Source organism: Pseudomonas lini (genome assembly GCF_030812475.1).
Lineage (GTDB): Bacteria > Pseudomonadota > Gammaproteobacteria > Pseudomonadales > Pseudomonadaceae > Aquipseudomonas > Aquipseudomonas lini_A.
This window is the reverse complement of the sequence record NZ_JAUSSR010000001.1, coordinates 500880-514406: the sequence shown is the minus strand read 5'-3', so window position 1 is coordinate 514406 and position 13527 is coordinate 500880. Positions and strand designations below refer to the sequence as shown.

Sequence of the window (13527 nt, the reverse complement as noted above, 5' to 3'; positions counted from 1 at the left end):
TCCTACAGGGGATGTGTTGACCGCATCATTGTGGTTCGACACAAACCGTGTAGGAGCCGGCTTGCCGGCGAAGGCGCCCTCAAGAACGACTACACACTCAACGCCCGATTCGACGCCTTGATGAACTCCTGCTTCAGCTCCTCGAAGCTGTGCACCGCCGGGAACTGCGGAAACTCGCGAATCACATTGTCCGGCGCATGGAACAGAATCCCCGCATCCGCCTCGCCCAGCATCGTGGTGTCGTTGTAGGAATCCCCTGCCGCAATCACCCGATAATAAAGGCTCTTGAACGCCAATACCGACTGGCGCTTGGGATCTCTCTGACGCAACTGATAGCTCGTCACCCGGCCGGAGTCATCTGTGATCAGGCGGTGGCAAAGCAAGGTCGGGAAGCCCAGTTGACGCATCAGCGGCTGGGAGAATTCGTAGAAGGTATCCGACAGAATCACCACCTGAAACCGCTCACGCAGCCAGTCGACGAACTCGATGGCACCGTCCAGCGGCTTGAGGGTGGCGATCACTTCCTGGATGTCGGACAGCTTCAGGCCGTGCTCGTCGAGGATCCGCAGGCGCTGCTTCATCAACACGTCGTAGTCGGGAATGTCCCGGGTGGTGGCCCTTAGGGAGTCGATCCCGGTTTTTTCGGCGAAGGCGATCCAGATTTCCGGGACCAGCACACCTTCAAGATCCAGACAGGCAATTTCCACAAGACACTCCCATTTGTATTGATTATCGAGTCGAGCGAGCAAAAGGACTGCCGAACTCTAGCGACTCGGGCTGGCCTGCGCAACGCACAGGGCGCGCCAGCGACTGCAGGATTTTGTTACCATCAGCCCCATATAGAGCGCCCAGCGCCACAGACCTGTAGGAAGCCGCCCTGATGAGCCCATCGTTCGATGTCGTGGAACTCGCCACGACCTATGCCAACAAATCCGCCCAGGACATCCTGAAGCTCGCGTTTGCCGAGTTCGGGGACGACCTGTGGATATCTTTCAGCGGTGCCGAAGACGTGGTGCTGGTAGACATGGCCTGGAAGCTGAACAAAAACGTCAAGGTGTTCAGCCTCGACACCGGTCGCCTGCACCCCGAGACCTACCGTTTCATCGATCAGGTGCGCGAGCACTACAAGATCGACATTGAGCTGGTGTCGCCGGACTACACGAAACTCGAACCCTTCGTGAAAGAAAAAGGCCTGTTCAGTTTCTACAAGGATGGCCATGGCGAATGCTGCGGTATCCGCAAGATCGAGCCGCTGCGCCGCAAGCTCTCGAGCGTGAAAGCCTGGGCCACCGGCCAGCGTCGGGACCAGAGCCCGGGCACCCGCAGCGCCGTCGCGGTGATGGAAATCGACACCGCGTTTTCGACGCCGGAACGCACCCTGTACAAGTTCAACCCGCTGGCACAGATGACCAGTGAAGAGATCTGGGGTTACATCCGCATGCTCGAGCTGCCATACAACAGCCTGCATGAACGCGGCTTCATCAGCATTGGCTGCGAGCCCTGCACCCGCCCGGTGCTGCCGAACCAGCACGAGCGCGAAGGTCGCTGGTGGTGGGAAGAAGCGACGCAGAAAGAATGCGGGTTGCATGCGGGGAATATCATCAGCAAGTCCAAGGCATAAGCTCCAGCCTTGTGACACCCAAATTGTGGCAGCGGACTTGCTCGCGAAAGCGGTGTATCAGTAGGCATTGATATTGACTGGCACAACGCTTTCGCGAGCAAGCCCGCTCCCACATTAGATCTTCAGCAGGCACGGATTTGTGTTCGACACAGATCAAGTGTGGGAGCGGGCTTGCTCGCGAAGGTTGCGACTCGGTTTTGGGATCTGCCTCAAACCGCACTGAACCGCTGCCCCAACCCCCGCTCCGCAAACTGCTCGATAATGAAATCGACAAACGCCCGGGTCTTGCCCGGCAGCAATTTGTGCTCGGCGTAATAGATGGAAATATTGCCATCATCGACGTACCACTCCGGCAATACCCGCTGCAATGTCCCGGCCTCCAGATAACCCACGGCGAACGGCATGCTCACCAGCGCGATGCCCAAGCCCTGCGCTGCCGTGGCGCAGGCCGCCTCGGAATCGCTCATCGTCATCCGTGCCTTGAGCGTCAACGGACTGTGTTGTTGGGTGCGGCTGGTCAATTGCCAGGAGCGCACTCGACCGGTTTGCGGCGACCGAATCAGAATCCCGTCATGATGTTTCAGATCATCGGGCTCGACGATGGCCCCACGCTCCGCCAGATAATCGACTGACGCCACCAATACCCGATGCGCCGGCGTCAGCTTGCGCGCCACCACCCCCTGGGGCAGTTCGAAGCCTCCGCCAATGGCCGCATCGAAGCCTTGGGCGATCAGGTCGACTTGCCGGTTATCGAAATGCCAGTCCGGGTTGATAGCTGGAAACCGACGCAGGAACTCTCCGAGCAAGGGCACGATGTACAAGCGTCCGAACACGGTGCCCATGCTGACCTTCAATGTGCCGGCCGGTCGTCCTTCGGCGCTGGCCAGATTGGCCACGGCGTTCTGGATCGCGAGCAGGCTGGCGCTGACCTCTCCGAGAAACAGCTGGCCGGCTTCGGTCAATGTCAGGCTGCGGGTGCTGCGCTGGAACAGACGCACACCCAATCGGGTCTCAAGCTTGGCGACGCTCTTGCCCACCGCCGCCGGGGTCAGGCTCAGGCGCCGCGCGGCTTCGGCAAAGCTGCCAACTTCGGCGCTGCGCACGAAGCATTCGATACTGCTGAAGGTTTCCATAAGCGTCACTATAAACTTCTGGTTTACACAGACTATCGCAATTACCGTCTACACAGCCTGTAATCCTGAATCGATACTAGGCTCCATCAACCGAGACACCTCGCCTCGGGACTTGGAGATCGATATGACTACTCACAACCTCAGCGGCAAAGTGGCGTTGATTCAAGGCGGTTCCCGCGGTATCGGCGCAGCCATCGTCAAACGCCTGGCCGCTGAAGGCGCGACAGTTGCCTTCACCTACGTCAGCTCCACGGCCAAGGCCGAAGAATTGCAGAACAGCATCACCACCAATGGTGGCAAGGCCTTGGCCATCCAGGCTGACAGTGCCGACGCCGAGGCCATTCGCAGCGCCGTCACCACCACAGTCGAAGCCTTCGGTCGCCTGGACATCCTGGTCAACAACGCGGGTGTATTGGCCGTCGCTCCGCTTGAAGATTTCACACTCGAAGATTTCGACCAGACCCTGGCAATAAACGTGCGCAGCGTATTCATCGCCACCCAGGCCGCGGCCAGGCACATGACCGAAGGCGGCCGCATCATCAACATCGGCAGCACCAACGCCGAGCGCATGCCCTTCGCCGGCGGCGGACCATACGCCATGAGCAAATCGGCGCTGGTGGGCCTGACCAAAGGCCTGTCTCGCGACCTCGGCCCACGGGGTATCACCATCAACAACGTGCAACCCGGTCCGGTCGACACCGACATGAACCCGGCCAGCGGCGACTTCGCCGACAGCCTGATCCCGTTGATGGCAGTGGGCCGTTACGGCCAAGTGGAAGAAATCGCCAGTTTCGTCGCGTATCTGGTGGGCCCCGAAGCCGGTTACATCACCGGTGCCAGCCTGACCATCGACGGTGGTTTCGGCGCCTGATACAGGTCTGTCAACCGCAGCCCTTTGTAGGAGACCGGCTTGCCGGCGAAGGCAATCTGTCAGTCGACATCAATGTTGACTGACACTCCGACTCCGCCAGCAAGCCGGTCTCGCTCCTACATTTCCTCCATCAAGCCCAGTCGAGATGCGGCAACCCACAGGCACCCGGATTGAAAGCCTTCAGCGTACGAAGAATACCATCGGCGTGTGCGTACTTTTCGTCGGCCATCGCTGCATCCGGAATAGCAATCGCCGTCATCCCCGCCGCTTTCGCCGCCGTGACCCCGAACGGCGAATCTTCGAACACCAGACAATCCTCGGGTAATACCCCCAGGCGTCGTGCAGCGGTGAGGAAAATATCCGGTGCCGGTTTGGCCGCGCCGACTTCCGGATCGTCAGCGGTGACGATGAAGTCGAACAGTGCAAACCAGTCGCGGTGCAAGGTGGTTTTCTGTCCAAACGAGTGACGCGAGGAACTGGTGCCCACCGCAATCGGAATGTTGTTCGCCTTCAAGTGCCGAACCAGTTCCTGGGCGCCCGGCATCGCCAACGCCGCTGGAAAACGCTCGCGCATCAGTGGTTCACGGATCTGCAGGAACTCTTCGGCAGTAATCGGCAGGTCCAGCGCCTCGACCACATACCGCGCCAGATCACCTGCGCCGCGGCCGATGATATTCTGTTTGACGCTCCAGTCGAAGGTCCGCCCATAACGCCCGGCGATGATGGAGGTGACTTCGGTGTAGATACCTTCGGTATCCAGCAGCAAGCCGTCCATATCGAAAATCACGGCCTTTATCGGGCCGAATTCATTCAGCGCAGCATTCATCGCTTCTGATCCGTTTTTAAAGACACCCCGAACTCGGCCCAGGCCGGATCCGCGATTGATTAAAGGATTCAGCAGCATAACGAGCGCGGCCGCCATAGAGCAACGACAACGCGCCCGACGAATGCAAAAACCTGTACCGGAGGATTTCCGCGATTCAGCGATTCACTCGCCTCCCGAGCCTCCTGAACCACCGCCTGCAGTACCCGTACCCCCACCGGCACTGCCGGAACCGCCACCGCTGCCGCTGCCACTCATGCCCGAACTACCGGATTCTCCAGACCCACTTCCAGAACCACTCCCCATCGAACTGCCACCACTCATCGACCCGCTTCCCGTCCCCGGGCGGGTGCTGCTCCCGCTGGCATCGTCGCCATTACCGCCCTTGATGGAACCCGGTGGCAGGGCATTGCCGTCGGTGGAACCCGCATTCATTTCCGTGGAGGGAGGCATGCCGCCTTTATCGACAGGTGCATCGGATTGAGCGAACACCGCCATCGAGCCGACCGACAACATGCCGGCCACCGTAATCGCTGTCAATTTTGACCTGATCATGGTGTTTCTCCTTCAAAAGTTGCTTACCTGATTTCTGGCAGGCTCCGCTTTTTAAAGGTGCCGCTCGATCGACCAGCGGCGAGGAAGCCGTGGAGCTGTGTCAGCTCGGCTCGTTGGAACCATCGTTGCCAGCAATGTCCGGATCGTCAGGCGTAACTTCAACATCGGTGTCAGTGCGCCGCACATCATCGTTCGGCACTTGCTCCACTCCCGCGTCATCATCCGGCGGGCGCTGGTCGCGTGGAAGCGGGTCGGTGGGAGAAGGCAGTGGGTATTCAGGGGTGTCGTCGATATCGGAATCTTTTGGATCAGCGTTCATAAAACACCTCTCAGGGGGCCTGGATACAGGTCCTGACATTTCGATGACAGCACGATGACCACGGTTCGATCAGGCGGACGATCGGTCAGCCTGGTCCCGAAGCCCGATCATTGATCGTCTTCATACTCATCTTCATATTCAGTATTGCCAACGTCGCCGGCGTCGTCGGAATCGTTGAGCGGCACCGTCGCGTCATCCATCAGGGAGCCCGGGTCTTCATTGCCGGGATCGTTGATGAATGGGAGCCCGCTCGGGCCTTTTTCCTCCTTGCCTTCGGTTTCAGGTGTCATGGCAGTCCTCGCAACAATCAGGGAGTGTATGAAGTTCGAGGCGTCCGCCCGTCAATCGTTCCGCACCGGGACCACAGAAACGACAAACCCGGCACCAGGCCGGGTTTGCGCGTTATTCGAGGGTCGAATCAGTGATTCTTGTTTTTGTGCTTGTTTTTGTGCTTGTGCTTGTGGCCGTTGCCGGAATGGGAACTGCCGCTGTCGGTACCCAAGTTATTACCGACCGCACCACCCGCCGCACCACCCAGGCCTGCGCCGATGGTAGAGCCGGTCGAGCCACCGAGACTGTTACCAATCACCGAGCCGCCAGCCGAGCCCAAGCCACCGCCAATGGCAGCTTCGGTTCGACTGCCTTTGCGGGCACCCACCGCACTGCCTGCCGCGCCGCCGACACCGGCACCAATCGCTGCCCCCGTGCTGCCGCCCATTTGCTGGCCGACCACGTTACCCAGCGCACCGCCAATACCACCGCCAACGGCAGCAGTGCCGTCACCGGCAGCCATTGCACCTTGAGCGACCAAAAGTCCCAGAACCACTGTGGACAATGTCAAACGCATGATATGAACCTCTAATTCCGCATCGGGGGAAGTGAACATGCTGCGGATGGGCAGGAGTCTAGCATCTGCGCCCGCTGAATCCGGCCAGCGTTGAAGTTTGGACCGCGGTCGATTGAAAGAGTGAGACGGGAGAAACATCCAGATACTAAAAGCCCGGCATCAAGCCGGGCTTCAGACGCGGTCGCTCAGGGTCAGTGACGCTTGTGACCCTTGGACAAGTTGCTGCCCACGCCGCCGCCCAATGCACCACCCAGGCCCGCGCCGATGGTCGAACCGGTCTTGCCGCCCAGGCTGTTGCCGATCAACGAACCGCCCGCCGCGCCGACACCGCCACCGATGGCGGCCTTGGTACGGCTGCCTTTGCGCGCAGCAACCGCGCTGCCCGCTGCCCCGGCCACACCGGCACCAATCGCTGCACCGGTACTGCCGCCCATGTTATGACCGACCACATTACCCAGCGCACCACCCAGGCCGCCACCCACCGCGGCAGTACCATCGCCGGCAGCCATTGCACCTTGAGCAACCAAAAGTCCCAGAACCAGAGCGGGCAGAGTCAAACGCATGACGAGAAACCTCAAAAAAAGGAAAACCGAAAGGAGAATAATTAAATGTTCTTTTCAAACAACGACCACGGACAAGTCGCCGCAACCACACAGTTGGCGACGGTTTGACAGCGTTTTCGGCAAAGGTTTTATGACAGGCAAAAAAAAGCCCGCTGGGGAGACGGGCTGGAGTATTGCTTTCTAACGGATGAGCTGAGACTACGTCGATGGGTGTGAAAACTTTGTGAAAGATTTCGTGGGAAACACTTTCCTGAACCTATTTATTCGACGCCTGAAAAACCCCGTGCGAGGACGGGGTCGGCTGGTACGTTACTTCCTGGACGGTGCCGATACCTTGGGCAAAAATTTCGCCTTCGGTCCCGGGCGCGCCATGGATTTCATCTTGTCGTTCCGGGTCTGGTCTTCACCGAAGCCCGCCACATAATCGGTCTGGCCACATTGCACGCAGTTGTTGATCGGAAACTCTGCCCCGTCGTCTTCGATATACGGATCAGCCATAGCTACGCCCCTCTCAAAAAGCGGGATCGACACCGGCAAGCCCTTTGCCTGGAAAATATCGATCGCCAAGGCGTTTTAGACTAGCCGGTCACTACAGGACTTGTCGTCCAGATCATCCCGTACCGACGAATGGCCCCAGCGAACTTACCTCAGCTTGACCGCCGTCCCGGTCACAAACACCACCACCATCCCGCCCTTCCCCGCCGGCATGCTGATCTCGTAATCCAGTCCCACCACCGCATCCGCCTGCAGCGCCCGCGCCCGCTCCTTGAGTTCGTCGGTTGCCTGGATCCGCGCTTCCTTCAAGGCTCGCTCCAATGTCTGCGAGCGTCCGCCGAAAAAATCCCGCATCCCGGCGAACAGGTCACGGACGACATTGACGCCCTGCACCGACTCGGCGCTGACGATGTCCAGGTAGGTGATGATTTGCCGGCCCTCGATGGAGTGGGTTGTGGTGGTGATCATGGAATTCCTTTCTTATTCGGAGCATCACTTAGCCCAGGAACCGCTGCAGCTGGAGCAGAAACACTTTAATCAACCAGGAAGAATCTAAATGCAATTCTCACCGTGTCCTTTGTGCTCGTACTCCCACCCCTTGCACGCTAACCCGACGTGTTTGGGTATCAATGCCTTACCACTGCTGTAAGCGGTAATGGTTCGGCGAGTAAAACCCAACTCAACAGCGGCGGCTGAAAGCGATAGATTGTTGGTCAACATCCATCGTTTGAAATCGCTGGTAGGCATGACCTCTCCGGATTGCTCCAAGGCCAGACGATGCAGGGTCGTAGCTGCGAGCTCGAGATCATTTCCCCATGTCACATCGAATCCCCACTCGCCCACCGCAACCTTGCCGAACAGCTTCAGGTCTTGCAGCGGCTTGAGTACGGGAAAGGTCTTGATATGTTCGGTGACATCAACGGTATGCCGTTTGCCGTTGTTCCACTCGATGTCAAGGGCATGCTTGCCGGCAACTGGTTGCACAGCAGAAATGCGAAGCTTGCTGGTCATTAGTCAGTTCCTCCGGTTTTGCTCGTTCCATACCTGCCAGAGTTCGGCGATATGTGTTCTTGCCCACAGCAGGGCTGCTTTCAAGGCTTTGTTCTCAGCGCCTTTGCCCAAAACGACGAGCCCTTCGATCTGCACCAACGACTCCCCATCAGGCGTCTGCACGTAAAAGTGCGGCGGCGAATGGTCGCCCGGATAGATTTTTATTTTCCAGTTTCGTTCGCTATGAAGGGTAGCCATACGTCAATGCTAGGGAAATTTTTTCTCTAGCACAACTAACATTTTTTTAGACGTCAGAAACCACAAAACCCCTGACTTCTCTCGAAATCAGGGGTTCTGGTTACATCGAATTTGGCGGTGAAGGAGAGATTCGAATTAAACCACCTTTGCGACCAACAACCGCCATATTACGGGGCTCTCAGCGTGCATAGTAGTACAATTGAGTAGTACAATTCGCTGTACCACTCCCCTCTCCCCGGTGCTCACATGGCAGACAATCTGATCCAGAAGAAAGGCGAATCCACATGGTATGTCCGGCTGGCGGTCCCGGCTGATGTTCAGCACAAACTGGGTGCCAAGGTGTTGATCCAGTCGCTGAAAACTGGGCTACGTAAAGAAGCCATGGTTCGCCGTCTGCCAGTCCTCGCTGAATGGAAGGCACTTATCCAAACCGTGAGAGACAAGCGGGCCAACCGTGGAGACGAGTGGAAAGGCGAAGTCGCGACACGGATCGAACAGTACACGGGCCAGTTTCGTGAACTGAAGCGGGATGTTGCTGTGGATGATCCCAATCCAGCAGGCTACGGCATCCTCACCGAACTGATAAACAACCCGGAGTTTGCCAACTCATGGCGTCAGGGATTTTACAACCACATTGGACCAGAACGCCAAATCGAGTTAGAGCGACTGAAGGGATTGCCCCAAGACGATCATGCAACAAAGATGGCATGGCACGCCTTCCAGCAGCGGACATTTTTCGAAGACCTATCGAAGGTTCACACCGACAAGTACGACCTTGCACCGGGCGAAGTCGAAACGATGGGAGAGATCGTCGCAGCACCAAAATCCCATAAGTCCTCATCACCAATCACCACAGCCCGACTGAAGACCTACCGAGAATTCAGGGAGAGTCGTGGCGGCGCCCCGAAACACGTCGATCAGCAAGTGGGCAAGATGGAACGGTTGTCAGAGTTCCTGAAGAAAGAGTCACTGCCCCTCAACTTCGACACGGTAGATGCGTGGCTGAAGTCGTTGGATCGTGCACCAGCGACGCTAGGCCAATACCTCATGGCTGGCACTGCGTTCTGGAAGTGGGCAACCAAGTACGATGCCGCATTGCGCGAAGAGTACAAAGACAAGGTAAATCCGTTCGTAGGGCATGAGCTGCCACAGGGCGGCGGTTCTGAATTAGCGGGACAAAGCCGGGAGATGTACACACGAGACGACACCCTGAAGCTACGTCAAGCCGCACTGGATAACGAGGATAAACCGCTTGCCGACCTCATCACATTGGGCTGGTACACCGGGGCCAGGATCGAAGAGCTATGTCGGCTCAACAAAGAAAGCGTGATCACTGTCGATGGCATCAGGTGCTTCAGCTTCCCGAAGAGTAAAAACCCGTCGAGCAAGCGTGTACTGCCGATCCACCCTAGCCTACTACCCGCTATTGATCGCCTCCTTGAAGACACCACAGATACCTTCCTGATCCCCACCAGCTCGCACGACCACTACGGCAAACGCTCGCACGCGATATCAAAGGCGTTCGGCAGATTACGTACAGCAGCAGGATTCAGTAGGCTCCACGTCTTCCACAGCTTCCGAAACACCGTAATCACTGGGCTTGTACGGGCGGAGGTTCCAGACCCCTTGGCGAAAGAGTTGGTTGGGCACAGAGAAGGCACTGTGACGCATGACGTGTATTCGAAGGGTGCGAGCACCGCTCAGAAGCTGGCGGCGATTTCCAAACTCCCCGCACTGCCCGCTTAACCAGTTAGCAGTCAGTGCGGGGAACGGGGCTCCTGGCGGTGATACCAGCACCCATAACGGCAGGCTCTGTGTGAAAAGTGTGCCCCATACGCCAGCTCGGTCCCTCAGATTTGGCGTAGGGGCGCCCATCTCGTGCAAAACCCCGCGCCAGCACACCAGACGAACCCCAATAATTACGGGTGAATGACGGTGCATGTCTGCGCAACAATACCGCAGCAATATATATAGAGAATCCCTCTCCAGGACAGTACACCCACAGCGAAGCTGTACAGGAACACCCTGGGTAGGACGTAACACCATCGATCTTCGATCAGACGAGAATCCATTACCAATATCCCACAATCCCGCTTCGCTTCTGCCCTTGCTGTTGTCTGGAGTGCACAACCGAATGCGGAGCATTCCACAGGACACCCGTGAGCGAAGCTCAAGACTGTACACCCTTGGGATTTTGGTCATGATTTATGGAGGATTATCTCCTTCTCTTCAGGTGGACTACTGTCTGAACTCCGTTCACCGGGGGAACCCTGTCGTTAGCTCACGCTAACCGTGCATACCGCCTACAGCTCCGCTGTTCGTGCATCACTCTGCGAGCGATCCCCCCATAGGTATATATATTGCGACGTTAATTCGGCGCAAGATGTGCACGCTACATGCCGTATTCATTGGGTGTATCACCCACCCCTGGCGCACGTTTTATTTACCATGTAGACAGGATATCCACTAGATTCCCTGGCTGGGTGCATCTCCAGGGTGATGATGCATGCCCTGTTGATCCAGGAACCTCAGCGAAAGTCGGTATGTACGGTTGAGACCTCGGGACAGCCCGAAGTACCATCCTTTAGCACGCACAATCAGCCGAAGGGAGAAACAGAAGATGGAAGGCGACGAAAAGAACGAAGAAGTCACACAGGAACACCACGATGATCAGGGCGACAGCTATGAAGCCAGACTTGAACTCACCAAGATAATAATCCGTAGAGCGCTTGCTGACCCTGACGCAATGGAAGCGCTTCTAGACTTTGCCACGCGGGATAGAGTTCTCCACTGATCGTGAAAGTGATGCAGTGGCCCGCCTGCACCCAGGACTGTACCCTGTAAACCGAATGCAGGCGAACACGGCGGGATTGTACAGCAGCGCTGGTGCCCGAGTTTCGCCAAGCCGCTTCCACAGAATCTTTTCTCGCCCGCCAGGGCGAATGTGCGACGCAATGGACCCAACACGTCGAAGGTGAAAGACTGGAAGACCTAGAGCTGACTTTGGACCCCACAGCATGGATGTGAATTATCGACTTCCTCCCATCGACGGTGAAATCGTGGTGGTGGAGGATGACGCACTCCTACGTAGCCTGGTGCTAGAAATCCTGATGGAAGTTGGCGCTCACTGTGTGGCGTTCGGCAATGCCGATGATGCACTGATCCACATGCTCACGTCGCACACCAGATGTGCACTCATCATCGCTGACCATGGATTGCCGGGACAGATTCAAGGCGCTGAACTGGCGGCGCTTGCCCATAGCAGATGGCCTGAGATACCGGCAATCATCACCAGCGGCTGGTCTGACACCTTCATCGGGCTGCCTCCCACTACCAACTTCCTTGCGAAGCCATGGACGCTTGAGGGTTTGGTGATGGCGGTGGCGAATACACTTCAGCCGGGTGTTCCGCCTGGGGATACTCCGAAGCAGTGAAAGCGACTTTCCACAGAATCCATGGCGCCCGTATTTTTTTTTGGACCTCTATATATAGAAGGGGTACGGGGGGTGGGGGGTGTTTTTTCCCTGGGATCACTCGGTTCTACCTGGACCATCAAGCGGCGTGCAGACGTGGTGAATGGAAACGTCTGATTCGTCAAAATAACCTTTGGCGCCCTTCTCGATCAGTCTCAGAGGCTCTACAACACCACTCCAGGCTGTCTGCAACAGTGCTTACCCTTGGCCGGAATGTAGGATGAACACCGCTACAGCGGGCCTGGAAGACGTCAGAGAACACCTATCTTCGAAGGGAACTGAAGCTCAAGACTCTTCATCACTCGACTCACCTGGATCGCTGACCACTTACCGCCACGGCTTGTGGTAACTCCCTTCACATTCAAGCAGTCGGCTACCTGTTGCAGAGTGTCACCGTTGTCGTGCAGGCATTCGGTGATGTGTGGACGTACCGACTTCAGCCAAAGTTTTGCACGCTCTTGAATAGCCTGAGTGCCCTTAGCCCGATTTTCATCCGAACGACCTAGCTTCAATGCCTCGGTACGACGGGCGATTTTCTCTACCGACTCCACATCACCTTCATCGGCACGGGCCTGTAGTGCTGCCAGAGCCTCCTTCGTACGGTTAGCGATGAACTCCCGTTCCTGTTGGGCCAGTGCTGCAAACAGGTGAAGTTCGAAGGTCTTGGCATGAGGCATGGTTGCCACTTTGAATTCTATCTGTTCCATCAGGCGGGCAATGTGGTGGACCGAACGAGATAGCCTGTCGAGCTTGGCAACAACCAACTGTGCACCCAGTTCCTTGCACGCTGCTAATGCCCTCTTCCCTTCCGGGCGATCCTCAATTGCCAGTTTGCCCGACACGACATCCACGAACTCACCGACGATGTTCCAGCCATTCTGTTTGGCTGCACGGTCGATGTACTCACGCTGAGCTTCAAGACCCAAACCCGACTCACCCTGCCCTTGGCTGGAAACACGGCAGTACATCACTACATCGATCGTCTTAGCCTGGGTGGTGGTCATGTCTCAGCCCTCTGAATGTTCGCCTGGGGACCAATATACCACTTCTAGATCGGTCGTTCTAGGTTTGTAATAGTCACTTTTTCACTTCAACCAAACTTCTATATAGAACGACCATACGAGAATAACGAAGGCGACAACACTACCGACACCCGCAATGATTGCTTTCCAAAACCCCCAACGCTTCCAGAGTGGGCGAACCACCGGCACATCCACCTTCAACTCTTCCCGAACCACTCCGGCTCGAACCGTGGGAACAGCAATGGCTTGTTGCCCTGCCATGGTCAACCGCATATCAAGCAGGCCAAACCCATCGTCAGCAGAGGCGTTAACCCCAGCAATTAAACCAGCCTCATACAACATCTGGTGATCACCGAAGACGTCCGGGGCTTCCTGCCACCCCTTCGTCTTGTCGCTGGCAATGTCTTCAAGGATTTGGCGTTGTGAGGCGGTGAGCATGGTCATTGGCAGCATCCAGCGAGGGATTGGACTACCGGACATCCGATAATTCCGAATTCGCTTGACATATCATATCACAGAGACGCCTAGCACCTTCCGTGGCTGCCGTCACGCATTTT

19 protein-coding genes are annotated in these 13527 nt (G+C 57.1%); 5 read left to right on the top strand and 14 right to left on the bottom strand.

What is annotated here, in order from left to right; genetic code table 11:
• Window positions 1-89: 89 nt before the first annotated feature.
• Window positions 90-707 carry a bifunctional phosphoserine phosphatase/homoserine phosphotransferase ThrH gene (gene thrH, locus J2W17_RS02520; RefSeq protein WP_307328682.1) on the bottom strand — a complete coding sequence of 206 codons (618 nt, stop codon included), beginning with the start codon at window positions 705-707 and terminating at the stop codon, window positions 90-92.
• Window positions 708-880: 173 nt separating this feature from the next.
• Between thrH and J2W17_RS02515 the strand changes: the two genes are divergently transcribed.
• Complete coding sequence (locus tag J2W17_RS02515; RefSeq protein WP_307328678.1) at window positions 881-1621, top strand: phosphoadenylyl-sulfate reductase; 741 nt, start codon at window positions 881-883, stop codon at window positions 1619-1621.
• Window positions 1622-1830: 209 nt separating this feature from the next.
• Here the strand turns inward: J2W17_RS02515 and J2W17_RS02510 are convergent, their stop codons facing one another.
• Window positions 1831-2754 carry a LysR family transcriptional regulator gene (locus tag J2W17_RS02510; RefSeq protein ID WP_307328675.1) on the bottom strand — a complete coding sequence of 308 codons (924 nt, stop codon included), beginning with the start codon at window positions 2752-2754 and terminating at the stop codon, window positions 1831-1833.
• Between the two features lie 124 nt (window positions 2755-2878).
• Here J2W17_RS02510 and J2W17_RS02505 point away from each other — a divergent pair, with 124 nt between their 5' ends.
• The gene (locus tag J2W17_RS02505; RefSeq protein ID WP_307328670.1) at window positions 2879-3625 is read left to right on the top strand and encodes a 3-oxoacyl-ACP reductase family protein; all 747 of its coding nucleotides are present in this window, start codon (window positions 2879-2881) and stop codon (window positions 3623-3625) included.
• Window positions 3626-3755: 130 nt separating this feature from the next.
• Here J2W17_RS02505 and J2W17_RS02500 read toward each other — a convergent pair whose 3' ends face one another.
• From J2W17_RS02500 to J2W17_RS02455, 10 genes are all read right to left on the bottom strand, one after another.
• Entirely contained in the window at window positions 3756-4451 is a 696-nt protein-coding gene (locus tag J2W17_RS02500; RefSeq protein ID WP_307328666.1) for an HAD-IA family hydrolase, read from the bottom strand.
• 162 nt (window positions 4452-4613) lie between these two features.
• Entirely contained in the window at window positions 4614-5003 is a 390-nt protein-coding gene (locus tag J2W17_RS02495) for a hypothetical protein (RefSeq protein WP_307328664.1), read from the bottom strand.
• 100 nt (window positions 5004-5103) lie between these two features.
• Window positions 5104-5322 (bottom strand): hypothetical protein, encoded by a 219-nt coding sequence (locus J2W17_RS02490; RefSeq protein ID WP_307328660.1) that lies wholly within the window; start codon window positions 5320-5322, stop codon window positions 5104-5106.
• Between the two features lie 107 nt (window positions 5323-5429).
• Window positions 5430-5612 (bottom strand): hypothetical protein, encoded by a 183-nt coding sequence (locus J2W17_RS02485; RefSeq protein ID WP_307328657.1) that lies wholly within the window; start codon window positions 5610-5612, stop codon window positions 5430-5432.
• 128 nt (window positions 5613-5740) lie between these two features.
• Window positions 5741-6169, bottom strand: a complete 429-nt coding sequence (locus J2W17_RS02480; RefSeq protein ID WP_307328653.1) for a glycine zipper domain-containing protein — start codon at window positions 6167-6169, stop codon at window positions 5741-5743.
• A 191-nt stretch (window positions 6170-6360) separates the two neighbouring features.
• Entirely contained in the window at window positions 6361-6732 is a 372-nt protein-coding gene (locus J2W17_RS02475) for a bacteriocin (protein ID WP_307328651.1), read from the bottom strand.
• Window positions 6733-7041: 309 nt separating this feature from the next.
• Window positions 7042-7230, bottom strand: coding sequence for a hypothetical protein (locus J2W17_RS02470; protein WP_307328648.1), 189 nt, complete (start codon window positions 7228-7230; stop codon window positions 7042-7044).
• 144 nt (window positions 7231-7374) lie between these two features.
• Window positions 7375-7695 (bottom strand): YbjQ family protein, encoded by a 321-nt coding sequence (locus J2W17_RS02465; RefSeq protein WP_307328644.1) that lies wholly within the window; start codon window positions 7693-7695, stop codon window positions 7375-7377.
• An 84-nt stretch (window positions 7696-7779) separates the two neighbouring features.
• Window positions 7780-8238 (bottom strand): DUF2442 domain-containing protein, encoded by a 459-nt coding sequence (locus J2W17_RS02460; protein ID WP_150747027.1) that lies wholly within the window; start codon window positions 8236-8238, stop codon window positions 7780-7782.
• 3 nt (window positions 8239-8241) lie between these two features.
• Entirely contained in the window at window positions 8242-8475 is a 234-nt protein-coding gene (locus tag J2W17_RS02455) for a DUF4160 domain-containing protein (protein ID WP_307328639.1), read from the bottom strand.
• Window positions 8476-8721: 246 nt separating this feature from the next.
• Here J2W17_RS02455 and J2W17_RS02450 point away from each other — a divergent pair, with 246 nt between their 5' ends.
• From J2W17_RS02450 to J2W17_RS02440, 3 genes are all read left to right on the top strand, one after another.
• Window positions 8722-10221, top strand: a complete 1500-nt coding sequence (locus tag J2W17_RS02450) for a tyrosine-type recombinase/integrase (protein ID WP_307328637.1) — start codon at window positions 8722-8724, stop codon at window positions 10219-10221.
• A gap of 874 nt (window positions 10222-11095) precedes the next feature.
• Window positions 11096-11269: a hypothetical protein gene (locus J2W17_RS02445; RefSeq protein ID WP_307328635.1), complete on the top strand. Its 174-nt coding sequence runs from the start codon at window positions 11096-11098 to the stop codon at window positions 11267-11269.
• Window positions 11270-11492: 223 nt separating this feature from the next.
• Window positions 11493-11909, top strand: coding sequence for a response regulator (locus J2W17_RS02440; RefSeq protein ID WP_307328633.1), 417 nt, complete (start codon window positions 11493-11495; stop codon window positions 11907-11909).
• A gap of 290 nt (window positions 11910-12199) precedes the next feature.
• Here J2W17_RS02440 and J2W17_RS02435 read toward each other — a convergent pair whose 3' ends face one another.
• Complete coding sequence (locus J2W17_RS02435) at window positions 12200-12952, bottom strand: recombinase family protein (RefSeq protein ID WP_307328630.1); 753 nt, start codon at window positions 12950-12952, stop codon at window positions 12200-12202.
• Window positions 12953-13033: 81 nt separating this feature from the next.
• Window positions 13034-13414: a hypothetical protein gene (locus tag J2W17_RS02430; protein WP_307328628.1), complete on the bottom strand. Its 381-nt coding sequence runs from the start codon at window positions 13412-13414 to the stop codon at window positions 13034-13036.
• Window positions 13415-13527: the final 113 nt, after the last annotated feature.

Coding starts and splice junctions, on each gene's coding strand:
- J2W17_RS02515 (WP_307328678.1), top strand. CDS start 881: ATGAGCCCATCGTTCGATGTCGTGGAACTCGCCACGACCTATGCCAAC.
- J2W17_RS02510 (WP_307328675.1), bottom strand. CDS start 2,754: ATGGAAACCTTCAGCAGTATCGAATGCTTCGTGCGCAGCGCCGAAGTT.
- J2W17_RS02505 (WP_307328670.1), top strand. CDS start 2,879: ATGACTACTCACAACCTCAGCGGCAAAGTGGCGTTGATTCAAGGCGGT.
- J2W17_RS02500 (WP_307328666.1), bottom strand. CDS start 4,451: ATGAATGCTGCGCTGAATGAATTCGGCCCGATAAAGGCCGTGATTTTC.
- J2W17_RS02495 (WP_307328664.1), bottom strand. CDS start 5,003: ATGATCAGGTCAAAATTGACAGCGATTACGGTGGCCGGCATGTTGTCG.
- J2W17_RS02490 (WP_307328660.1), bottom strand. CDS start 5,322: ATGAACGCTGATCCAAAAGATTCCGATATCGACGACACCCCTGAATAC.
- J2W17_RS02485 (WP_307328657.1), bottom strand. CDS start 5,612: ATGACACCTGAAACCGAAGGCAAGGAGGAAAAAGGCCCGAGCGGGCTC.
- J2W17_RS02480 (WP_307328653.1), bottom strand. CDS start 6,169: ATGCGTTTGACATTGTCCACAGTGGTTCTGGGACTTTTGGTCGCTCAA.
- J2W17_RS02475 (WP_307328651.1), bottom strand. CDS start 6,732: ATGCGTTTGACTCTGCCCGCTCTGGTTCTGGGACTTTTGGTTGCTCAA.
- J2W17_RS02470 (WP_307328648.1), bottom strand. CDS start 7,230: ATGGCTGATCCGTATATCGAAGACGACGGGGCAGAGTTTCCGATCAAC.
- J2W17_RS02465 (WP_307328644.1), bottom strand. CDS start 7,695: ATGATCACCACCACAACCCACTCCATCGAGGGCCGGCAAATCATCACC.
- J2W17_RS02460 (WP_150747027.1), bottom strand. CDS start 8,238: ATGACCAGCAAGCTTCGCATTTCTGCTGTGCAACCAGTTGCCGGCAAG.
- J2W17_RS02455 (WP_307328639.1), bottom strand. CDS start 8,475: ATGGCTACCCTTCATAGCGAACGAAACTGGAAAATAAAAATCTATCCG.
- J2W17_RS02450 (WP_307328637.1), top strand. CDS start 8,722: ATGGCAGACAATCTGATCCAGAAGAAAGGCGAATCCACATGGTATGTC.
- J2W17_RS02445 (WP_307328635.1), top strand. CDS start 11,096: ATGGAAGGCGACGAAAAGAACGAAGAAGTCACACAGGAACACCACGAT.
- J2W17_RS02440 (WP_307328633.1), top strand. CDS start 11,493: ATGGATGTGAATTATCGACTTCCTCCCATCGACGGTGAAATCGTGGTG.
- J2W17_RS02435 (WP_307328630.1), bottom strand. CDS start 12,952: ATGACCACCACCCAGGCTAAGACGATCGATGTAGTGATGTACTGCCGT.
- J2W17_RS02430 (WP_307328628.1), bottom strand. CDS start 13,414: ATGACCATGCTCACCGCCTCACAACGCCAAATCCTTGAAGACATTGCC.